This is a genomic window from Streptomyces sp. HUAS 31, assembly GCF_028198125.1.
GTDB lineage: Bacteria > Actinomycetota > Actinomycetes > Streptomycetales > Streptomycetaceae > Streptomyces > Streptomyces chartreusis.
Window position 1 is genome coordinate 6,948,624 of sequence record NZ_CP116353.1, and the last position, 21,766, is coordinate 6,970,389.

The 21,766-nt window shown below is 68.6% G+C and carries 20 protein-coding genes; 9 read left to right on the forward strand and 11 right to left on the reverse strand.

Translation table 11 applies throughout. The features are described from left to right. Positions 1–18: 18 nt before the first annotated feature. From PGH47_RS31050 to PGH47_RS31065, 4 genes are all read right to left on the reverse strand, one after another. On the reverse strand, positions 19–1,260 hold the full coding sequence (locus tag PGH47_RS31050; protein ID WP_271666116.1) for a hypothetical protein: 1,242 nt from the start codon (positions 1,258–1,260) through the stop codon (positions 19–21). After that, positions 1,260–1,580: a hypothetical protein gene (locus PGH47_RS31055; RefSeq protein WP_271666117.1), complete on the reverse strand. Its 321-nt coding sequence runs from the start codon at positions 1,578–1,580 to the stop codon at positions 1,260–1,262. The genes PGH47_RS31050 and PGH47_RS31055 overlap by 1 nt, the downstream gene beginning before the upstream one ends. Before the next feature lie 330 nt (positions 1,581–1,910). Next, on the reverse strand, positions 1,911–2,519 hold the full coding sequence (locus PGH47_RS31060; RefSeq protein ID WP_271666118.1) for a hypothetical protein: 609 nt from the start codon (positions 2,517–2,519) through the stop codon (positions 1,911–1,913). 33 nt (positions 2,520–2,552) lie between these two features. Continuing rightward, entirely contained in the window at positions 2,553–3,059 is a 507-nt protein-coding gene (locus tag PGH47_RS31065) for a hypothetical protein (protein WP_271666119.1), read from the reverse strand. A gap of 201 nt (positions 3,060–3,260) precedes the next feature. Between PGH47_RS31065 and PGH47_RS31070 the strand changes: the two genes are divergently transcribed. The 7 genes from PGH47_RS31070 to PGH47_RS31100 all read left to right on the forward strand — a co-directional run bounded on the left by PGH47_RS31070 (position 3,261) and on the right by PGH47_RS31100 (position 7,811). After that, the gene (locus tag PGH47_RS31070; RefSeq protein ID WP_271666120.1) at positions 3,261–3,587 is read left to right on the forward strand and encodes a WXG100 family type VII secretion target; all 327 of its coding nucleotides are present in this window, start codon (positions 3,261–3,263) and stop codon (positions 3,585–3,587) included. Positions 3,588–3,635: 48 nt separating this feature from the next. Next, entirely contained in the window at positions 3,636–4,748 is a 1,113-nt protein-coding gene (locus PGH47_RS31075; RefSeq protein ID WP_271666121.1) for a WXG100-like domain-containing protein, read from the forward strand. A gap of 48 nt (positions 4,749–4,796) precedes the next feature. Continuing rightward, complete coding sequence (locus tag PGH47_RS31080) at positions 4,797–5,213, forward strand: hypothetical protein (RefSeq protein ID WP_271666122.1); 417 nt, start codon at positions 4,797–4,799, stop codon at positions 5,211–5,213. A gap of 305 nt (positions 5,214–5,518) precedes the next feature. After that, positions 5,519–5,899 carry a hypothetical protein gene (locus tag PGH47_RS31085; RefSeq protein WP_271666123.1) on the forward strand — a complete coding sequence of 127 codons (381 nt, stop codon included), beginning with the start codon at positions 5,519–5,521 and terminating at the stop codon, positions 5,897–5,899. A 126-nt stretch (positions 5,900–6,025) separates the two neighbouring features. Then, on the forward strand, positions 6,026–7,156 hold the full coding sequence (locus tag PGH47_RS31090; RefSeq protein WP_093747458.1) for a hypothetical protein: 1,131 nt from the start codon (positions 6,026–6,028) through the stop codon (positions 7,154–7,156). An 18-nt stretch (positions 7,157–7,174) separates the two neighbouring features. Beyond that, positions 7,175–7,465, forward strand: coding sequence for a hypothetical protein (locus PGH47_RS31095; protein WP_271666124.1), 291 nt, complete (start codon positions 7,175–7,177; stop codon positions 7,463–7,465). Between the two features lie 4 nt (positions 7,466–7,469). Next, complete coding sequence (locus tag PGH47_RS31100; RefSeq protein WP_271666125.1) at positions 7,470–7,811, forward strand: hypothetical protein; 342 nt, start codon at positions 7,470–7,472, stop codon at positions 7,809–7,811. A gap of 168 nt (positions 7,812–7,979) precedes the next feature. Here the strand turns inward: PGH47_RS31100 and PGH47_RS31105 are convergent, their stop codons facing one another. The 4 genes from PGH47_RS31105 to PGH47_RS31120 form a co-directional block, all read right to left on the reverse strand. Beyond that, entirely contained in the window at positions 7,980–8,510 is a 531-nt protein-coding gene (locus PGH47_RS31105; RefSeq protein WP_271666126.1) for a hypothetical protein, read from the reverse strand. Positions 8,511–9,033: 523 nt separating this feature from the next. Beyond that, positions 9,034–11,193, reverse strand: a complete 2,160-nt coding sequence (locus tag PGH47_RS31110) for an SUKH-4 family immunity protein (protein WP_271666127.1) — start codon at positions 11,191–11,193, stop codon at positions 9,034–9,036. 29 nt (positions 11,194–11,222) lie between these two features. After that, entirely contained in the window at positions 11,223–17,243 is a 6,021-nt protein-coding gene (locus tag PGH47_RS31115) for a toxin glutamine deamidase domain-containing protein (protein ID WP_271666128.1), read from the reverse strand. A 313-nt stretch (positions 17,244–17,556) separates the two neighbouring features. Further along, complete coding sequence (locus tag PGH47_RS31120; protein ID WP_271666129.1) at positions 17,557–18,135, reverse strand: hypothetical protein; 579 nt, start codon at positions 18,133–18,135, stop codon at positions 17,557–17,559. 196 nt (positions 18,136–18,331) lie between these two features. Between PGH47_RS31120 and PGH47_RS31125 the strand changes: the two genes are divergently transcribed. Then, positions 18,332–18,703 carry a hypothetical protein gene (locus tag PGH47_RS31125; protein ID WP_271666130.1) on the forward strand — a complete coding sequence of 124 codons (372 nt, stop codon included), beginning with the start codon at positions 18,332–18,334 and terminating at the stop codon, positions 18,701–18,703. Positions 18,704–18,756: 53 nt separating this feature from the next. Here the strand turns inward: PGH47_RS31125 and PGH47_RS31130 are convergent, their stop codons facing one another. Then, entirely contained in the window at positions 18,757–19,104 is a 348-nt protein-coding gene (locus PGH47_RS31130) for an LppU/SCO3897 family protein (protein WP_443048622.1), read from the reverse strand. A gap of 416 nt (positions 19,105–19,520) precedes the next feature. On the opposite strand from PGH47_RS31130, the gene PGH47_RS31135 reads away from it, so the two are divergent. Continuing rightward, positions 19,521–19,952, forward strand: coding sequence for a hypothetical protein (locus tag PGH47_RS31135; protein WP_271666132.1), 432 nt, complete (start codon positions 19,521–19,523; stop codon positions 19,950–19,952). A gap of 59 nt (positions 19,953–20,011) precedes the next feature. Here the strand turns inward: PGH47_RS31135 and PGH47_RS31140 are convergent, their stop codons facing one another. Both PGH47_RS31140 and PGH47_RS31145 read right to left on the reverse strand, forming a co-directional pair. Next, the gene (locus tag PGH47_RS31140; protein ID WP_030949654.1) at positions 20,012–20,320 is read right to left on the reverse strand and encodes a hypothetical protein; all 309 of its coding nucleotides are present in this window, start codon (positions 20,318–20,320) and stop codon (positions 20,012–20,014) included. A gap of 70 nt (positions 20,321–20,390) precedes the next feature. Further along, positions 20,391–21,713: an SUKH-4 family immunity protein gene (locus PGH47_RS31145; protein WP_271666133.1), complete on the reverse strand. Its 1,323-nt coding sequence runs from the start codon at positions 21,711–21,713 to the stop codon at positions 20,391–20,393. Between the last annotated feature and the right edge of the window lie 53 nt (positions 21,714–21,766).

Genomic DNA, 21,766 nt, shown 5'->3' on the forward strand with positions numbered 1-21,766 from the left:
CACTCTCGCCGTGGCGGGTCATACGAGGCCGAACAATCCGGCGATGGAGTGTGCCGTCGCGGCGGCCTTCGTGCCCTCGGCGGTGTTGTGTTCGGAGCCGTCGTCGCCGATTAGGCCGAAGCTCTCAGCGGAGGAGATGCCATTGGCGGCGACGTTCACCATGTTGACCTTGATGTCGCCCATCAGCTTCAGCGAGCCCATGGCGCTGTCACCGGCCGCCCGCCAGGCGTCATTGGCGTCATCCGCCGCAGAGCGGCCGACTCCGAGGAACCCGCCCTTCACGCCACCCCAGGTCTTGGTGGCGAGGTTGGCTCCGTCGGCCGCGCTCTCGAAGCCCTCCTTGGCCGCGGCGCCCAGTGCCTTCCCACCCGGAACCATGCCGACCAGGTCACCGGCCATGGACGCATAGGCGGAGAAGATGTCCATACCGCTGCCCTGGAACATCAGGTTCTTGCGGAACTCGTCGTCGGAGAGGTTCTTGCCCATGGACACCGCACTGGCGATGAGCGCGATGGGTCCCATGATCGGGGCCAGGGCGGGGAAGAGGGCGAGCAGACCGGCGATGGCACCGATGGTGCCCGCGTGCTCCGCCAGGAACTTGCCGACCGACTCGAGGACGTCGCCGACGCTCTCCCAGAAGCCCTTGTCCGGAGCCTTCTCAGCGGTGCCTTCCAGCGCCTTGGCGATGATTTCGGCCTCGTGGGAGTGCTCGGACTCGAGCTCCTTGACCCTGCGGTTGAGGGACTCGTACTCGCTGTTGGCCTTGGTCACTGCCGTGCTCGCCTCGTTCAGCTCCCGCTCGGCGGAGCGCAGCCGCGCGGTCGCGTCGTCGGCCTCCTCCTGCGAGGGGAAGGTCTGGTTGGCGAGCTTGAGGTCCGGGTGCCGGGCTGCCTGGTCGTAAATGTGCTTGGCCTTGTCGGCGGCGGCCTTCTTGTCGGCCGCCTCGTCGTCGTACTTCTTCGCCAGTCCTCGGTTCGAGGCCAACTGGCCGTCCCACTTGTGCAGTTGGGTCGAGGCGGAGCGCAGCGCCGAGGCGGCCTTCTTGATGTACGTCGTCAGGTCGCCGTCGATGGACTTGCGGAACTCCTCGGCCGCGTCGCCCTCCCAGTAGCTGCTCTCGCCGGTGAGCTTCGTCAGCTGACGGTGTGTGTTCTCAAGCGCTGTCGCGGCCGCGGCTACTCGCTGCTGGAGCTTGGTGACCTCGGCGGGGATGCCCGGTACGGGGTTCCAACCGATGTTCGGGTACGGGTTCGCGGCCACTACTTGCCGCCCCCAGTGGTGCTCTTGTCCGCGATCTGCTTGAGCACCTTCTCCAAGGCCTGCTCGACCTCTTCGTAGCCCTTCTTGTTGGACTTCACGCCCTCTTTGATCTCGCTGACCATTTCCTTGGTCTTGTCGGACCCGTACTTCCATTCGTCCTGGAACTTGTCACAGGCCTCGTCGAGCCGAGGGGTGCCGATCTGGTCGGCACGCACGTGGTCGAGGGCGGACCGAGCTTCGTTCAACTCGTCGACGCATCTCTCGAGACTCGTCAGGAACTGCTCGAGCTGCCCGATGTCCGTCTTGAAGTGGTCCCCCATGGGCCGGTCTCTCCCCGCTCGGCTCTGGACACAACGGGCCCGGGTGAATCAGATGATCACCCAGGCCTCGAAGCACCATACATGGACTGACCTGAAGCCATGACCGAGCCTTTGCCTCGGCTTGGCCCTCCGTAGAAGCACCGCGGGATGGGCGCTCGCATGCGGCATGACCCGCGCTGAGCAGCGCCACGAGCCGACGGCAACGGCCGCCGGCGCGCACCGACTCGGCTTCTCGTGAACTGGAGTGTCCACCCTCCGGTCACAGTTCCTGCACCGAAGTCCCATGGAGGTGGCAGCGGCCGCGCGCCCGCCGTGCCACCCCGAGCTCCGTTATACGAAGAACATCACCAGCAAGCTGAGTGCGAAGCCGGCCACGCCCGTCGCGATCAAGGTGTAGACCGTGTTGATCAGGCCCTGGCCCGCTGTCCGCCGGGCGTTGCGGAAGTCGGTGGTGCCGGCGAAGGCGAAGCCTGTGGTGGTGCTGAGGAGGCCCAGGGCCAGGGGGATCAGGGCGGCGAACCACCAGACGCAGCCGACCGCGATGGCGCCGGTCCAGCCGTGGTCCTGCTGGTAGGTGGTGTCGCCGGTCTTGAGGGCCTCGATGACGTCGCCGCGCTGGTGCAGGGCGTCGCTCTTGAGTTCGGCGTTGATGTCCCTGGTGGAGCCGTCGGTCGAGGTGAAGGTGCCGTAGCACCACTTGGTCTTCGTCTTCTTGCGTGAGCTGCTCGACGTGCTGGAGCGGTACTTGTAGTCGACGGTGCAGGTTTCGACCGTGAGTTTGCCCTGTGTGGACGAGGAGTAGGTGTATGGGCCGAGGTAGGCGCCCAGAGCCAGGAGGACGAGGCTCAGGAGGATCAGGCCGGCGCCGATCAGGCGGCCGAGGCCCGTGCGGTCGCCGGGGGTGGCCGCGGGCGGCGGGGTTCCGTGTACTTGTGTCATGGGGGGGGGCTCCTCAGAGGGCGTTTGCGGGTGTCACAGGGCGAAGGCGCAGACCAGTGCTGCCAGGAGGCCCAGGGTGAACAGGCCGCCCACCAGGGGGCCCGTGACGGTCGGGGTCGGCAGGCGTCGCCAGGACGTCGTGAAGTCGGGTCCGTTGCGGGAGCCGAAGCCGGTGAGGAGGCAGTAGATGCCGGCGGCCAGCATGGCGAGGCAGAGCGCGAGAATCGCGGCGTCGTCTCCGGGGTCGCGATCCTGGGGCTGCTCGAACGAATCGTCCACCTGCACCACGGGGATTTTCGAGCCGGTCTCGAAACGCGATGAAGTGTCCACTTCGATATTTCGGTAAGAGGACTCACCGTGTTGCGCGGTCCAGTTTCCCGTGCAACTGAACTGGAGTTCTGTAGAACGCCGGTGCGTGCCGTAATGGGTCTTCGTGTGTGCTTCGCATGAAGAAACCGTGAGGGTTCCTTCGGTGCCCTCGCCTGCGAGTTCACTGCGCAGTTCCGGAATGGTCACCGTGGCGACGAGGGTGGCCGTCAACAGCAGTCCCGATCCGATGAGTCTCCCCATCCGCAGGCTCTCTGAGCTGCTGTAACGCCGTTGTGCTGTCACCACTTGAGGGTCCCTTGGATAACTTGACGATCTCTTTGCCGATCGACTTTCGGGGTCGTGCGCGAGGAGTCTAAGCTATCGGCCTGTCGTGCAATATGACGTGCTGCAAAGGGACTTCGGGGGAGAGCGATGACGTACGACTTCTTTGGCGTGGACACGGACGTACTCCGGCGGCAGGGGCAGAAGTTCGCCGATCTCGGGGGTGATTTCGCCCGCTCCTCCAAGCGACTCCAGAGCGATCTCGAAGGGATCGGGGAGCCGTGGGCGGACGCTGATTTCGGAGAGATTTTCGGCGAGATCTACGCGCCCATTCGTGACGGACTCCTCACGTCCATGGACAGCCTCGCCGAACGGCTTCAGCAGATCGGGCACAACCTCCAGGACAACGCTCGCAACTACGACACCTCGGATGTGTCGAACAGCGGTCTTCTGGGCGGGATCGCCGGCCAACTGTAAGAGCGTTCACGTCTATTGGGGTCATCGCGGTCAAACGGGGATATTGGTATGTCGCTCACACTGCCCGGCGAACTCGTCTGGGTGCTTGATCTGCTCGGTTACAGCTGGCCCGAGGCCGACGAGGAAGCACTCCATCAGGTCGCCGAGACCTGGCGTGCCTTCGGCGCGGAGCTGGAGAAGATCGAGGCGCAGGGCGAGGGTCTCGCCCGGACCGTCGTCGCAAGCAACTTCGGTACGGCCATGGAGGGTTTCAGCAAGGACTGGGGTGCCTACACCGGCGCGAACGGCGAGGACAGTTACCTCCCGGACGCCAGGACCGCGTGCGAAGTGATCGCCTTCGCCTTCGACTCGGCCGCGGTGGCGGTGCTCACGGCCAAGCTGGCCGTGATCGCGCAACTCATCGCCCTGGCCATCGAGATCATCGCGGCGCAGGCCGCTGCCCCCTTCACCTTCGGGCTGTCCGAGGTCGGTGCGCTGGGCGCGACCCAGGCCACTCGGCTGATCGTCCGGGAACTGCTGGACCGGCTCAAGAAGGAGGTCATGGAGGCGGTCACCAAGGCCATGGAGCACGCCACCATGGACGCCCTCAAGAAGATCGCCAAGAAGGTGGTCAAGGAGCAGGTCAAGCAGTTCGTCCAGGAGAAGGTCGTCGACGCCGCCAAGGACAAGGCCCGCGAGGCCGCCGTCGGCATGGCCCAGAACGTCGGCCGGCAGAGCATCGAGGCGTACTTCGACGCACGGTCCGGCATCGACCTCGGTGAGACCGCGGACGTCGCCAAGGATGCGGCCGGTGACTATCTGGGTGACCTCAAGAACGAGGTCACCGGGGGCGAGGGGTCGACGCTCGCCGGCTACGCGGATCCGAACACCTACCTCGACCATGCGAAGGAGACCGCCACGGGGGCGGTCTCGGATCGTGCACAGCAGGGTGTGGATGCAGTGGTCGGGCATGGTGCCGACGGCGGCGCGGACGCCACCCCCAACTCCGGCGCTGAGGCCGGTACGAGCACCGGCGCCGGGGCCGACGGCAGGCCGGCCGCCGACCGGGCTCCGGCCGCCGCCTCCGCGGGGCGCCCCGGATCCACCCGTACCGCCGGCTCCTCCAGCCCCTCCGGTGCCGGTGCGGGCGCGGACGACTGGGCCCGGAACGAGTTCGGGTGATGCCGCCGTCGTCCCCGCCGCCGCCGACCCGAAGGGCGTACCGAACTCATGACCGCGCACCGGGAGATCCAGGACGAGGAACTGATGGGCGTCGCCCAGGACCCCGAGCAGGCCCTGCGGCTGCACCGGTCGCTGCGGACCATCGCCGACACGACGTCGCTCGACCCGGACCTGCGCGAGATGGCGCGGTCCGTCCTGAGTGGGGGCATCGACATCAAGGACGCCTTCCAGGACCCGCGGTACACCGAGGCCGTATATCAGCGGATGCACGAGATCCGTCGGGCGGCGGACGAACGGACGTATGCGGAGCAGCAGCAGTCCAAGGCCCGCTTCGCGGAGTGGGATGCCGGGCAGGAGGCGGACCTGGACCGTGAGCGCGCCGAGCGGGACACGCCGGTGCACGGCTCCGGGCGGACAGGGGCCGGTGGGACGGCGGACGGCCCCGGGCGGTCCGCTCAGCGTTGAGGTTTCTCCTCGAAATTTTCACACCGACTCGGCTGCCGGTCATTTCAGGGTGATTTCCCTGAAAAGATCCACACGCGATTAAATCGTCGCAATCGCGCGAGTTTCCAGGGAGCGCGTGGGGAGAACGGCTTTCGATACATCAACGCGGCACAGGTGTTGTCGAGTTGCTGCGGTGCGTGAGCTTGACGCACAGGGCGTGTGTTGAGCGTTCGCAAGTGCGTTGGTAGGTTCACGCCGGTCGAGACATGCCGAACCGCCCGATGAGGTACCCCTTGGACAGCGCCGCGAATAGTTCCGAAAAGCGCGTGGACGACTCCGAGTTTCTGGAGATGACCCAGCAGGACCCCGCACAGGCCAAGATCCTGCGGAAGTCCCTGGAGCATCTCGCCTCGGGACTCGGCGGTCCGGCGCTCAAGGAGATGGCCCAGGAGGTTCTCTCCGGACGGATGGGGCTGCGCGAGGCGGCCAATGTGTCCGCGTACGCGGAGGAGGCGGTCGTGCAGTCCGCCCCGCTGGCCGAGAAGTGGGCCTCCATGTCCGACAGCGAACGTGAGGCGCTCGCCGCGGACGGGGAGCGCCGGCTCGAGGAGGAGCGGCAGCAGCTCGACGACGAGCGGCGTACGGAGTCCGAGAACCGGTCGGGCACGAAGTCGCGTCACGACGGTCGTGGCTGGTCCTTGTACTGAACGGTCGTGGACCGTCCGTCCTTGTGCCGAGCCCGGTACTGAGTGGCGGCGACGGGCCGTGGACGGTGACCTCGCGGCCGAGCTCGGACCGCCGGTCGTTGATCTGATGCAGGCAATGGGGGAGATGTGAACTTTCGGGTAGAGCCCGGCGCGATCGACGGCTTCTCGAAGCTGGTGGGACGTGCCGCCGACGGCAGCGCCCAGGCCGTCTCGTACACCGGTACGAACGCTCAGATCGACAACTCCGTGGGCGGAGCCGCCTGGGACCTCGTCGCGGGCGACCACGACCAGTACGTGACCGAGGCGAAGAAGGCTCTGGAGAAGGTCAAGAGCCTCATGGAGTCCTCCGAGAAGGAACTGACGGGGACCGCCAAGTACTACCGGGAGACGGACCGGGACACGGCGGCCAAGCTCGACGCCACCTACCCGGGTTCCAAAGTCGGGGACGGCGGCTCCGGCGGCGACCCGCAGGACTTCTCCGACGCCAGCGACGCCGTCGACGTACTGAAGGCGCCCGGCGACCCGAGCAACCCCATCGTCAAATACGCGTCCGGTCACGCCGACGAGTACAAGATGAACCCGGTGCAGAAGACGCTCGGCAGCGTCCTCGACCTGGGCAGTCCGTCCGCGATGGCGGTCGAGGCATGCAAGCTGCTCTTCGACTTCGACCCCTTCGCCGAATGCACCAACTGGGTGTTCGGCGACTGGAACAAGTACAACGACTGCTCCGACGTATGGGGCAATCTCGCCTCCTTCTGCGATGCGGTCGCCGCCAATGTCCGTAAGGGCACGCAGAACGTCGGTCTGAGCTGGGACGGCAATGCCGCGAATGCCGCGACCGTCTACTTCGACGAGTTCACCAAGAAGCTCGAGGAGATCAAGGAGACCTTCAAGTCTCTCCAGACCTGCTATGCGCAGGCGGCACAGATGGCGTTCCAGTTCGCGGAATTCCTGAAGTCGTTCCTGGTGATGTTCTCCGATCTGCTCGTCATCTGGCTGGTGAATCTGCTCGCGGCGCAGGCCGTCAACGCGATCCCGGTCGGCGGGCAGGCCGCGTCGATCGCGATGTTCGCGCTGGCCGCGGCGCAGGCCATCAGGCTGATGCAGATGTGGGCGGAGGCGGCCAAGGCATTCGATACGTTCGCCTCGGCGCTGGCCGCGCTCGGAGTGGTCATGTCCGCTGCTGTGAACGGCTTCTCCGCGGCGGACGGCTTTCCGCAGGTGGGCAGCAGTGGCTACGATCACGCCGCCGTCTAGGAGCTGGGAGCCCGCGTCATGAGTTTCTTCGGTGGGGCCGGTGACCTCGAGCTCTTCCTCTCCCGTGCGCGTGTCATGAGCGTCGGTGCGGTACCGGTCTGCCTGGCCGCGATGGTCTTCTTCATCGGCGAGGAGGGCTGGCGGTTCAGCCTGCTCCTGTGCGGTGTGCTGCCGCCGATCGCCGCCTATTTGGCCGTTCGGGCGAAGCGGGAGATCCGCATCCGCGGAGGGATGGCGGCGTCGGGGTTCGGCCTTGCCATGGCCGCGCTGCCGCTGACCTTCTTCCTGGCGTCGATCGAGGGGGCGTAGCGCGATGGGCTTGCTGCCGGGCGGGGATGGCGAGGAGCTGCGGGCGCGGTTCCGGGCTCAGGGACGGTCGGACCTCGAGGAGGGCCGGCAGCGTGAGGCGCGGCGGGCCCGTGGGATGCACGTGACGTTCGCGGGCCTGGTGGTCGTGGTCTGCCTGGGCCTCACCGTCGTACGGCTCGGTGCGGGTGATTCGGCGGGCGTCTGGGTCGCCTCGTACGCGGTGGGCGCGGTGCTCGGCGGTTTGGGGTTTCTGCTCGCCCGGCGTGGTCGTACGCGTTGGGCGCTGGTCGCCATCTGCGTCGCCGTGGCGGTGGCGAGTCTTGGTGACAGCCCTGCGTTCCGGTGAAGTGGGCCGACCGAACGCCTCGTTTCGGCAGCTGACCGGACCCCGAGAGAACGCCCCGAACGCCTCGGTTCGGCAGCCGACCAGGTCTTGAGAGAACGGCCCGAAAGCCTCGGTTCGGCAGCCGACCGGGCCCCAAGAGGACGGCCCGGAACGACACCTGACCTGACGTCACGCCTGACGGCGCCTGCTGCCGATGAGGTACGCGAGACCCCAGGCGGCCGCCGCGGCGAGCAGGAGCCCGAGTGGGGAGAACCAGTCGACTCCGCCCTCCATCTCGTTGTTCCACCAGGCTTTGGCCGGGATGAGCGGGTCGGCCTCCATCATGTCGCCGATGGCGGCGGGCGACTGGCGGTCGGCGATGATCAGCGGGAGGGCGTTGGTGTAGCCGAAGAAGGCGCCGGCCGCGGCGATCACGGCACCGCCGACGTGGGCGCCCGTGTTGCGGTGACCCACCAGGCCGATCAGCCAGCCGACGATCGCTCCGTTGATCAACGCGTGGACCAGGTACATGGTGTTGGCCTGGGTGACCGTCTGGTCCTCGTACGTGGCCAGGATGAGACCGCTGTAGAGCAACGAGACGATGACCGAGGCGAAGAAGCCGAGGAAGACCGCCCCTACGGGATGACCGCTTGCGTTCGGGCGCTGCCCGTAGGGCGCTTGGAACGGTGGGGTGGGCTGCATCGGGTACATCGGTTGCACCGGCTGTCCTGGGGCAGGGGGCATGCCGGGGTGCATCGGAGGCTGACCGGGAACCGGCGGCGGGCCGAACCCCGGTGCGTGCTGTGGCGGGGCAGGTTGCATGTACGGGTTGCTGCGGTCCTGCGGCGGCTGAGGAGGCTGCGGGGGTGGTTGGAAGGGCGGCTGGCTCATTGGATTCCCACGGAGTGATCGAATAGGAACAGCAAGTTATCAGTGAGATCGGGAGAGGGCCGTCGGGGGCGGAGCGGGCGGTGTGAAGGGCGCGGAGGATGATGCGATTCGCCGAACAGTCCGGTGCGGCGGCGTCAACCACAAACGCTGCGGCGAAGGCCGATCCGGAGGATCGTCAGTCGGTGGCTCGCAGTGCGGCAGTCCAGTAACTGGTGTTTGTGTCTGCGCCGCCGAGGCCCGATCAGTCAGTCGCTGCCGGCGCGCTCGGCTTCCGCAGGGATCACTCGTTCAACACTCCGATCAGGCCTGGTTGGCCGGGGCAGTGGCTGAGGCGGGGTGGTCTCGCGTCCCGTCAGACCCGGTCGTCGAAGTTGTAGTCCTCGAAGACCCTCTGCCAGCCCTGTGTCTGGAAGGCCGAGGGGTCGATGAGGTTCAGCCAGCGACGTACATCCGTCTCCGTGTCCTCGACCGACCAGTCGGAGGCGAACCACCAGTAGTAGAGGCGGACCATGGCGACGAACTGGCCGACACTGCTTCCGGCCAGTGCGTCGTCGAGCCCCGATGAACCGTCCTGCAGCACGCTCCCGTCGCGGCCGTCGAGGAGGAGCCGCGCGCCTTGCCAGGTGCCGAGGAAGAAGTACGTGGACTCTGCCTCGTCCGGCTTGTCGACCAGCCCGGCAACGGGGCGCAGGCCCGTGTCCGCGAGGCCGGTGGTGTCGAGTTCGAGGAAGCCGGTGACACAAGGAAAGCCGACTGTGGAGAGGAATTCGCGCGCGCCTGGGTCGGAGAGCGCGGCCGGCAGAGTCTCCTGCGGGTAACGGCTGACCGCGGCAGATCCCCAAACGGTCGTCAGCCACTCGACAGTGGGGGCCAGGGCAGCGTGCGGCACGACCGCCGGAGCGAGCTCCGTGCTGGTACCCACCAGACGCTTGAGGAGGTCTGCTGAGGTTTGCTGTACGGCGCTCTGATCGATCTCCACCACGCACACTCCGTCCGTGGAGGCCAGAGCGATGTGACGGCCCGATCGCACGCCTCGACGGATGTACTCGGGCATACGAGGCAGATCAACGTCGCCGGCGGCGGCTCCGGCAGGACGCCACCCTTGGGGCCCCTGATCCGCCTGCGTGGTGTCGGGCACCTCCGCGCTCTCTCCGGGCTCGGGCCGGGGTGTGCCCGTGACCAGGTCCCAGGTGCCGATGTGGTCGCGGCGGGTGCGGGCCGTGACCACATCGCCGGCCGGGGTGTGCACGATCCGGAGCGTCCGGACGATGGGGCGCCTGACCAGTGCGTCCGTACTGAACGCGCCGGCACCGACACCTTCGGCCCAGAGGGTCCGCCAGGGCAGGGCCGCCACGGGGCCGGCCGCCGTCAGGAGCCGCTCGGCGGCTGCTTCTTCCGTCGGACCGGCCTGCATCAGGGTCAGGTGCAACAGCGCCAGCCACTCACCCTGGGACGCAGGCTGCACACCACGGCGCACCAGGTAGTGGAGTCGGGCCCCGGCACTACCCTGCGCGATGGGCACGCCATGGAACGCGGCCTCGAACGCCTCGAAGAGCGACTCGTGACCGACCCGGGCGACTGCCGCGGTGTCCTCCACGAAAGCGTCGAACCGGCCGGCCGCCGCCGCGTGACCGGCCAGGGCACGACCGACGTACCAGCGCGTCGCCTCGGAGGCGTCTGCGGCCGACAGCGCGGTGACTGCGCGTGCGTGACAGGACCGGGCGTCCTCGGCGGGCATCTCCGTACGGAGTCGCCGGGCCATTGCCTCCTGCTCGAAGGACACGAGGGTAGTGCCCGCCCCGTCGTCCGACCGGTGGATCCAGCCCCGGGCCACCGCGACGCCGAGCAGCGACTCGAGCTGGGACTCCGGGACGTCCTGGCCGACGGCCGAACAGAGCAGGGCCCACACCGCCATGGGAACGAAACGGTGCTCGGCCATCGCCAGCCCACGGAGGGCGGCCGACAAAGCCGCATCCTCGTCCAGTTCCACGGGGGCGGGCATGCCCTCGAAGCCCCCCTGCAAGGTCAGGTGTCGTCCGCCCAACTCGGCGGCCTTGCCCGGAGCATCGTCGACCTCGACCAGCAGGCGCATCCGCAGCCCGCGCCGATGGTGCTCGATCAGTGCCCGCGCCACCAGATCGAGCACCCGCTCCGGTTCGCGCGAGGTGCGCAGGACCCCCGCCCACTGCGTGTTCGCGAGTACCACCACAGGGTCGTCGCTGACCCGACCGGCCATGGCGGCGAAGTTGCCTTTGAAGGAGTCCGTGGCGGAGAGGCCAAGGGCCCTTGCCACGGCCCGAGCCACCTCCTCCGCGGACCTGCCGGCGCAATCGACGTGCGCCGCGGTGGGGTGGCGAGCAACAACTTCGCGCAGCAGCGCCGTTCTGCCGCTGCCCGCGCGCCCGCCGATCCACAGCCAGGCGCTGGTGTCGCGAGGCCGGTCGATCCACCGCAGCGCACGGTTCAGCGCGAGTTCTGCAGTGACTTCATCCGGGTTCGGGGTGGTACTCATGCGTCAGGTCTTTCCTACCGTCAGGCTTTCTACGCAGGATTGTTTGGCGTCGGCATGGCATAAGCCTTGAGAATATCGGCGACCTTGTTCAAGTGGTCCTGGAAGTCGGCATCCATGGCCTGCGTCGCGTTGTTTATGCCCTCGCGTGGATCGCTGAACGGTGCGACCTGTTCGCCCTTTCGGTAAGCCGTGGCGTAGGTCGTCCCCATCTCCTCCGGCAGGTAGGCGCGAATATAGCCTCCGCAGTCCGCGTGCCCCTTCGACTCGGAGGGGTGGCCACAAGGCTCCCGCTCCGTGTACAGGTGCGTGGGGACGAGCGCCTCTTGCCCCTTGGCGGCGCGGTCCTCGTTGAGGCGTTCGATCCAGCCACCCAAGTGCGGTTCGGAGTGGTCGGGCCGTGGTCCGGCGTGGCTGAACGAACTGTCGGCCACGTAGTGGGTCTGCCCGGTTTCCGGGTCGTGCACCTCCATGACGGCGAAATTGCGCCCCGAGAAATTCGGTTTCAGGTCCTTGGTGGAGTCTACGATCTGGTCGGCCACGCTTTCGCCGTATGCCTGGTCGAGGTGGTGTCGGGTGCGCTGCGTCGGGCTGGCGGACGCTGCGTTGGAGCCGTCCACTTCGGAGAACGGCTTACCGCTCGCGGCCGCGACAGCGGCCCTTGAGTCCCTGAATTTCTCGGCGTCGTTGCCCGGGAAGTTCGTCTGCCGCTTTTCGTCGCGTGCCCGGTGCGCCTCTCGTGCCTCCTGAGTTTCTTCCGACTCCGACCAGCGGTAAGCCGACTGGTCGTCGTCGCGCCGGTAAGGACTGGCGCCTACGCCCTGATTCATGTGGAAATCGTTGCTCAGACGAGCCAGAACACCCACTGCCGCGGCTTGTTGACCTCGGCTCAGATCATTGAACCCGGGGATGCGATCGGCGAGTTCGTCGCGGCGCCAAGTCGTTCCGTTCTCGCTTCCTTCGAGCAGATCACGCAACCCGGCGTTGTCGTTGTTCGCAAAGTCCCGCAGGGTGTCGTAGACCGGGTCCAGGTCGATCTGCCGGATGTCCCGGTGTTCCCGGAAGTCCCGTTGTGCCTGGTCGCCGGCGACGCCATAGTGCTGGTGTTCCGGTTTCTGGTCCTCCTCGAACGGAGTTGAGCCCAGCCGCTCGGGGTCCTTCCCCGTGGTGTCACCGGTGTTGTCACCCTCGTCGTCCCAAGAGTCCTTTGCCTCATCGGGATCGGTTCCGGCAGGTGCCTCGGGGGCACTGCGGGGGGCGCTCGTGGCCTCGGAGGTCTTCGGCTGCGGCTGTGTACCGTCGTCGGAGCGCTGTTCGGGCGTGACCGGCTGTCGGTTCGAGTCCAGTGGGATCGCGAAGACGCCGTTGTTGCCGTTGTGCAGTGGCTTCGAGCTCTGCCGGCCCGTCTGGGCGTCGATGTAGGTGACGCGGCCGTTGTGATTGACGGCGTTCCAGGCGTGGGCGCGGCCGTTGGCGTCCTGGGTGATGATGACGGCCTGGGAGCCGTGGCCGCTGTTGCGGAGGGTGTTCTCCAGGCGGTTGAAGGCGCCGCGGCCGTTGCCCATGTCGCTGAAGCGGGCGCCGAGGGTGTTCTCGATGCGGTCGCGGCCGGCCTTCTCGCCGCGGTCCGACGGGGTCCCGTCCGGGTTGGGGTCTGGGGTGCGGGCGGCTGCTGCCGTGGGGTTGCCGGCGTATGTGTCGACGGTGGACAGGGCCACGTCGGTGCAGTTGTTGTTGCGGCCGGGGCTGTCGGCACCATCGCCGTTGATGTTCCGGACCCAGGGGCCGTCCGCCGGGTCCGGCGGACGGATGGGGTCGCCGTTCTCGTCTCGGGGGACCGAGTTCTCGAGCGACTGCTGCTCGGCGGGGGTGGGGTGGGTGACACCGCCGGGTGGGGTGGTGTCACGGGTGGCGGTGGCCGGGACCGGGTCTGGATGCGAAGGGTCCTGCGGGGAGCCGTCGGCGGAGTCCTCGGGGGTCGTCTGGTCCGCGTCCGTGGACTCGGCGGCGTCGGCATCCTTGGCCTCGGATGCGTCCGGGTCGGTGGACGGAGGATTGGAATCCTGGTCGGTGGGGGGATTCGAGTCCGGGTCGGTGGGCGGATTGGAATCCTTGGGCTGAGACGCTTCCGCGTTCTCGGGGTCGGCGGAGTCCTGGTCCTTGGTCTGGGAAGGTTCCGGGTCCGTGGGCTTGGTGGAGTCCGGGCTCTCGGACTGGGTGGTGTCCGGGCTCTCGGGCTTGGTGGCGTCCGAGTTGTCGGAAGGGTTGTCGTCCGTCGTTTCGGTTGACGGGTCCGACTCGTTGGTCTGCTCGTTCTCGTTCTCGTTCTGCTTCTGGCTGTGACTCGTGTCGGGGGAGTCGTCGGCCTTTTGCTGAGTGGTGTCGGGCCCGTCCTCGGAGGTCTGCGGGTCCTGCTGCGTGGTCTCGGGGCCCGGCGTTGAGTCGTCGGAACTCTGGTTCGCGTTGTCGTCCGGTTCCTGCTGGGAGGCGTCCGGTGCGTCCTGGGTGGTGTCGGACCCGTCCTGAGAGGTGTCCGTCCCGTTCTGGGAGCTGTCTGTTCCCTCTTGGGAGGCGTCCGTCCCCTGGTTGGAGTCCGTTGCGTCCGGCTGGCTCAGGTCGATCGGGTTGCGGTTGGCGTCCAGGGGGATGTGCCAGACGTGTTCCGCCTGGTCGAGGTGGAGGGGCTGGTCGCTGACGTCGCCGCTCTGGGTGTCGATCCAGACGATGTTGCCGTCGTGGTTGACGACGTTGAAGGCGTGGCCGCCTCCCCCGGGCCAGTCGACCTGGACGATGGCCGCCGAGCCGGGGCCGGACTTCTGCAGTACCGACGCGATGTTGTTGGCGGTGTTGGGGTCCCCGCCGGGACCGGCGTAGTTGTGCGACGCGCCCGTCCAGCGGATCTGGTTGTCGTTGGCGTTGTCCTCGGGGGACCAGTAGTCGGGGTTGCCGTTCGCGTCGGTGTCGACCGTGCGCGGCGCCGAGACCTGCGGGTTGCCGTACCAGGTCTCCAGGAAGGAGCGGGAGCAGTCCGCGCAGTTGTTGCTGCGGCCCGGGACCGTGTTGCCGCCGTCGTTCTGGAGCTGCGACCAGGGGCCGTGCGGGTCCGGGAAGCGCTCCGGCGTGCCGTCGTCGTTGCGCGGTACGGCGTCGGCCAGCGCCTGCTGGTCCGCCGGGTCCGGCTCGGTCAGGCCGCCGGGGTAGTGGTCCAGGTCGGCACGGATGTCATCCAGGCTGTCCTGGTTGGGGTGGTGCTGGTTGCCGGGGTCGTTGGGGGTGGCCTGGGGCGAGCCCGGGTTCTGGGGTGCCGTCGGGTCCGCGTGCGAGGGCGGCGGGGTGGTCACGACCGTGTGGATCGGGACCGGCGTCACCTGCTGCTGTTGCTGCTGATCCGGGTTCTGTTGCGAGTTCTCCGGCTTGTCGGGGTGCGCGGCCGGCTGCTGCGGGGTGTTCGGTGTGTTGCCCGTGGGCTGGTGTGCCGGCTTGTTGGGCGTCGGGCCCGCGCTCGGCTGGTTCGGAGTGCTCGGCGTGCCCGGTGTGCTCGGCGTGCCCTGAGTGGGGTGGTTCGACGTCGGGCCGGGCTGGTTCGACGGGGTCGATGGGTTCGACGCGTTGGGCGTGCGGTTGCTCGGCGTCGAGGGGTTGGAGTTGCTCGGCGTGCCGTTGTTCGGAGTCGAGCTGCGGTCCGGTCCCGTACCGGTCGACGTGGACGGCGTCGTCGTATTCGTATTCGGGTTCGTCGACGGCGGTGAGGTCCTGGACGGCGTCGACTGCGACGGGTTCGACTGCGACGGGTTCGACTGCGACGGGTTCGAATGGGACGGGTTCGAATGGGACGGCGTCTGGTTCGGAGCGCTCGTCCTGGGGTCCTGACCCGGAGTGTGCGTACGGGTGTTGCCCGACGCGTCCGGGGTGTTGCGCGGCGACGTCCGATCGCCCGGGGTCGTGTTCCCAGGCGTGTTGTGCGGCGTGGTCCGGTCACCCGGGGTCGTGTTCCCGGGGGTGTTCCGGGGAGTACTGCCATCACCCGGCGTCGCCGTCGTTCCGGGTGTGTTTCGGGGCGCATTCCGGTCGCCCGGGGTGTTCTGCGGTGCCGTACGGTCACCCGGCGTCGTACCCGGGATGTTGCGCGGCGACGTGCGATCACCCGGCGTCGTACCAGGCGTGTTCCGCGGCGCATTACGGTCGCCGCCCGGCGTCGCATTCCCAGCCGTGTTACCGGCCGTGCTGCCCGCCGCATTCCCAGCCGCACTACGAGCCCCGGCCCCGGCCCCGTCCCCCGGAGTCGCACCCCCAGGAGCCCGCTGAGGCCCCGTACGCCCGTCCCCCGCCCCGGCGCCTCGACCGTCCGAGGTCGACGTCGGTGTCGAAGCCGGCGTCGTGGCCGGTGTACTCCGAGGCCCCGTGCCCGCCGTCGGGCTGGGCGTGGAGGCAGGCCCGGTCCCCGTAGGAGACGGGTTGGCGGCGGAAGGATTTCTCGCCGGGCCAGAGTTGGGCGTCGGGCTCGTCGCGGAGGGCGAGCCACCGCCCGACGCGCTCCCGCCGTGATGCGAGCCCGCACCACCACCCGCCGCCGCGGCAGAGGCGACAGGCGACGACGGGATGGCCGAGCCGCCGTCCGAACGACCACCCGAGCTCGACGGCGACGGATCGGACGTGGCCGTCGTCGGCGCGGCGTTCGACTGGGTCGGCGTGGTCGCCGCCAGGCTGTCGATCGACGTGCCGATCGCCCCGTTCCCGGGCGACGACGAAGTGCCGCCGGACGACGACGGCGAGGGCGCCGAATGCGCCGTGGGGGAGGAGAGCCCCGAGACATGGGAGCCGCCGCTGTTGGACGGGCTGCCGGACGAACTCGGGGAGTTGGAGGAGCCGTTCCCGTCCCCGGCGCCGGACGACGGGCCGCCGGGCGACGGGTCGTCGAAGTCCGAAAGGGACGGGCCCGAGGAGGACCCCGTCGGCCTCGGGTACGAGGAGTCCGACGAGGACGAGTCGCGGCCCGAGTCCGAACCCGGGCCGGAGTCCGGGCCCGCGCCCACATCCGGCCCGCCGATGTCGTTGCCGCCCGTGTCGGCGGATATACCGCGGCCTATGTTCGAGCCGACATCGTTGGTCGAACGTGTCGAGGACGAATCCGACGAGGAGTCCGACGACCGTGAGGACCCGGAGTCCGAGCTCGAACCGGACCCCGAGTCGGACGAGGAGTTGGAATTCGAGTCCGACGACGAGTTGGAATCAGACGAGGAGCTGGAGCTGTTCGAGCCGGAGTCACCGTCACTCTTGCCCGTGTCGCCTCCGTCACCGCCCGCCCCGTCGGCCCCGAGGCCATTGCTCGACGGCCCGTTGTACCCGTCGATACGGCTGTCCACCGCGTGGTGGAACTTGTTGCCCGCCTTCTGTCCCAGGCTGTCGCGGACGCCCTCGGCGAGGGTCTGCGGGGTCTGCTTCAGGGCGTCCAGACCCGCCTGGCCACCGGCCTTGATGGTGGCGCTGACGTCGTAGCCCTCCTGGGCGCCGAAGCCGACGTTCACGGTCTGCCGGATGAGGTCGGTGATGATCGCCTCGATCGCGGAGATCGCCGGCTCCTTCATCGCCTCGACGATCGCCTCCATCAACGCCTTTTTCAGCTCGTCGAGGAGGCGGCGCACGATCAGCCGTGTGACCTGGGTGGCGCCGAGACCGGCGACCTCGGACAGGCCGAAGGTGAACGGCGCGGCGGCATGCGCGGCCACGATCTCGATGGCCAGGGCGATCAGCTGCGCGATCACCGCCCACTTGGCGAATTCGACCAGGTAGGCGCAGGCCTCCATCACGTTCGCGATGATGAAGGCGGCTTGTGCCGCGTTCTGGAGGTAGCCGTCGCCTCCGCCGCCGTCGAACTTCTCGTACGTCTTGGAGAACTTGTCGATCGACTCGCCGGCGTTGTGCGCCAGGACCTGCCGGGCGCTGGTGTTCGCCGTGGTGTGCAGGCCGTTGACCTTCTCGCCGAACTCCCGCCACAGCGCGGCCGAGTCCCTGAGCTTGTCCTCGTCCGCAGTGGGCCACCTGTAGCCCAGCATCTCGAGAACCCACTCGAGCTCGTCCGGCAGCATCATCGACACAGCAGCTAGCACCCCCGTAAGCCAGAACGGCCGTACAACTCCCTCACCCGTCAAGGGAAATCACACAGGAGTACAGCCGCCCGCAAAGTTTACGGAATCACCAGCAGGCTGGTTCAGGGGGTTGCTGTCACAAATCCGTTGCAGGATGCCGCGGTTGTCCGGAGAGGTGCACAATCACGTCGGCACGCCGACTGCAATCACGTCGGCAGGCCGACTGCAATCACGTCGGCCAACCGCAATCACGTCGGCCGGACAACCGCGATCCCATGGCTCACGGCGTACGGCCCCGGGTGCGTTCCCGGTGTCCCTTCACGTCGGGCCGGCCGATGTGACCCTGCGCGCGCTCGGACTCGCCGAGCCAGATGTGCGGGACGTACTGCCTGACCGCCGAGACCACCTGCTGCTGTTGGGCGGCGGGGAAGGGCAGCCGGTAGCGCAGGCCGGGCATGTCGGGGTGCAGGGGCTCCTCGTCGCGGACCAGCGTCCACAGGACCGGATCGTCGCGGTCGATCGGGCCGACGGGGAACAGTTCCAGCGAGTAGACCTTCTTGCTTCCGCCGCTCCAGAACAGGCCGACCCCGGCGAGGGTCCGCCAGGGGATGACGTTCTGGGCCTGCCTGCCGGCGACCCACAGGCCGGTGTGGTCGACGAGGAGCCTGTTGTGGCGGTTCGACCAGTTGGTGATGAAGAGGAGCACGCCGAGTGCTCCGAACGCCAACATGAACAGCATGCCCGCAAAACCGGCGATGCTCGACTGGCCCTTCTGGTTCCCGGTCGCAACCAGGGCGGTGCCGAACACGCCCACCGCGCCGATCGCGATCAGGACGACTGAGCAAGGAAGACCGGTCATGGCGGCCCGGCGGCCGGTACGTATGACGACGGCGTTCGGGGAGGGTGTGGGGGTGTGCGGCGGCAACATGGTGCGTGAGCCTATCGAATCCGGGAGGGCGGTCGGCGGGGCGCTCGGCGCCCTGTGGACGAGCCACCGTCGCACCGCACTTGCCCGATGCTTCGATCTCCCGCCACTGGCATTACGCTCCCTCGTCATGACTACGCACGATGGGGAACAGACGCTGGCGGGACGCGACGAGCGCGAGCCGGTCCGGCAAGAAGCGGATGAACTCCGCGTGCGTTTCCAGCAGCTGCCGGATCCGGGCGTCGCGCGGGCACGGTCCCAGCAGGCACGGAGCGCCCGGACCGCCCTCATGGGCGCCGGGGCCCTGGTGGCGCTGTACAGCCTCTTCGGAATCGCGGGACGGCTCGACGGCGGGGCGGGCGCATGGACCGCGGCACACGCCCTGGGCCTCGCCTGCGCCGGCTCCGCCGTGGAGTGGGCCCGCCGCGGACGCACCCGCTGGGCCCTGATGGCGATCATCGTGGGAGCGGTGGGCGCGACGCTGGGGAACGCCTTGCCCTGACGGGCCTGGTCAGCCGTTCCCCACCCACGCGAAGAACCCGATCAACCCGATGCTCACACCTTGGTGAAGCACAACGTGTAGTCGAAGCCCCGGCTGCTGTAGTACTGGATGCCGTAGTCGTACTTCGCCGAGCACTCCTGGCCCTGGCCGGGCAGCATTTCGCCCATCTTGTACTCGGCCTCCGGCGAGCCGCAGTCGACGACCGTGGGCACCGGCTTGCCCTTCGGGTCGGCGACCTTGACGCAGTCGCCGACCTCCGGGTCGTGCGTCTTCGCCTCCTCGGCGGCCGCCGAAGCCGAGGCCTCCGCCTTCGCCTTGCCGCCGGTGGGGCTGGTGTTGTAGTCCCAGACGTAGTAGCCCAGGCCACCGACGATCGCTATGACGACGACGGCCGCCTTCACCGCCCGCAACGCGGCTCCCGGCGGTCGCTGAGGACCGCGCGGCTGCTGCGGGGGCTGCGGCTGCTGCGGATATCCGTACGGCTGCTGAGGCTGCTGCCCGTACGGCTGAGGCTGCTGCCCGTAAGGTTGCTGCGGTTGCCCATACGGCGGTTGCTGCTGACCGTACGGCTGATTCGGGTACTGCGGAGGAGGCGTCGACATGCCTGGGGAACCCCGTAACTGACTGAATTTTGTATGAGCGGGAACAAGATCAACATGAAGTTGACCGGGCGCACGCTACCTTCTGCGGCCGGCCGGGTCGTGACGGGGGTCGGCGGGAGCAGATCGCGCCCGAGTACGGGCGGCGCGCGTCACCCGCGCGTGACGGGAGATACTGCGGGTGTCGAGTTCGGGCAGGAGCAGCGAGGAGAAGCGACATGGCCAGGCAACCCGATAACTCACCGAACCCGCACGGCTCTTCGCAGGAGCGCGGTGTGCTGGACGAGGCCCTCGAACCGGCACAGATCCGTTCGCTGAACTCCGCCCTGCGCAAGCTGACCGAGACCGACGGCGTCAGCAAGGACATGCAGGAGGCCGCCAAGAGGATGCTCTCCGGCCGCCTCGCCCTGCGCGACGCCCTGGACGACCCCGCGGTGGCCCGCGCCCTCGGCGGTGGCATGGCGTCCCTGCGCGGTCAGTGGGAGTCGCTCTCGGAGGAGGAGCGCGACCAGGTCAGGCACGGGGAGACGCCGGGGAGCGGCGGCCCGTCCTCAGGGTCCGCAGATCCGAAGGGCTCGCAGTCTCAGTCCTCCCAGGACGGGAAGAACGGCCAGGGCGGCCGGCACAGCGGCGGATTCTCGCTGTACTGATCCCCGTACCCCGTACCCCGTACCCCGTACCCCGTACCCCGTACCGAACCGCGTACGGCTCACTGAGCCTGACGCTGCTTGCGGTACAGCGCGATCGCCGTCTGGGTCGGGTAGTTGGGGACGGTGACGGTCTCGCCGGTGTCCTTGGCGACCACGATCTTGCTGCCGCCGGGCGGAGCGGGCTGCGGCCGGCCGGCCGCGTCCGTGACCGGCGGGAACACCGCGTACACCAGGTAGCCGATGTCGAACTCCTCGACGCGCAGTTCGGCCGGGGTGCCGTCCGGCAGCTTGGGCTGCGCGTACCGGCCGCGCACGATGGCGAGGGCCTGCTCGGCGGTGGTCGGCGGGGCCGGGTTGTCCGAAGTCACGTGCTGCGCTCCTAGTCGGCTGGGTCTGGATCTCTCGGCGGGACCGTCGCGGTGCTGAGCCCGGGGCGGGTCAGAACAGCCCGTGCCACATCTGCTCGACGATCAGTGACCACCAGGTGTCCGCGTTCGCGAGCGCGGAGGCGTCGACGGCCACCAACTGCTCCTGCAGCACGGCCACTTCGCCGCCCGCCGCAGCCGGGTCGAGGCCGCGCATCCGCTGCCGTGCGTCTGCGAGCAGCGCCAGGGAGCGGCCGAAGGCGGCGGCCGAGACATTGACGTAGCGCGAGGCGGCGGTCACCGGATCCACGGCCCACAGCGCGCCGAGCCCGTCCGGCTGCCCCGCGCCGGGCCGGCACTGCACCGCGATGACCGCGACGCCGTCGAACCCGATCCGGGCCAGATGCGCCAGGACGGCGATCTTCTCCTCACCGGCCGGGCTGCGCCGCTCCCGCAGATTCGTGGCGACATCGGTGAACAGGCCACCGGCAGGCGGCGCCTCGGGCCGGTCCGCGGTGAAGAAGAGCGGGAGGTCGGCGGGGACGCCGGCTTCGGCGAGCGTGGAGCCGGTGCTCTCCGGCAGCGCGCTGCCCGCGACGGCCTCGGCGTCGTAGCGACGTACGCCGTCCTCGCCGAACACCTCGACCAGATACCGGCCGAGGGCCTCGTCGTCCATCGGCTCCGCGGGCGTCACCTGCGCGGGCACCGGCGCACGGTGCGGGCGGGGCGGCGGCTGCCGGCCCGCGATCCGATGCATCGTCTCGACCTGTTCGACCAGCGCCTCGATGCCCTCGGCGCGTACCTCGGGGCGGGCCCCGTAGCTCTGCGAGCAGGACAGCTGCGCGTTGGGGAAGGTGTTGAGGAGCTCGGCCGTGTAGCCGCCGGGGAGGAGGCTGGGACTCAGGTCCGTGTGGATGGCGGTGACACTCTCGACGGGGACGTTCATCCGTCGCAGCTCGGCCCACGCCTGGTACTCGGAAGGGGCGAGGCCGGGGCCGGAGTTGCGGAAGAGGCTCGTCTCCTCGCCGTTCGCCGGGTCGGTGTACGTGAAGACGGCGGTGTTGCCGGGCCCGGTGACCGGCCGGTTCTCTCCCGACGTGCCCTGCCCCGAGTCACCGTGCTTCCGCAGGTACATCCGGACGACCTCGTCGACCGGCACCGAAGGCCAGATCGTCAGCTCGCCGGTACGGCGGTCCACGACCCCGCAGGCGTTGCCGATCTCGGCCGGCGGCCGTCGCTCCCCGGTCTCCGGGTCACGCTCGGGCTCCGCGGGCGCGGCCCACACGACCCAGCCCAGGTCGAACTCCTGCATCCGGACCTCGCGGTGCGACTGCGCCGAGCCTTCCGGGTTGAGCCAACGGTCGGCGATGGCGAGCGCCTGCTCCTGGCTGGTCACGGGAGGCTCCTTCGGAGGGGTCGGTCGCTGGTGGTGCGAGTCAAGTGGGTGAT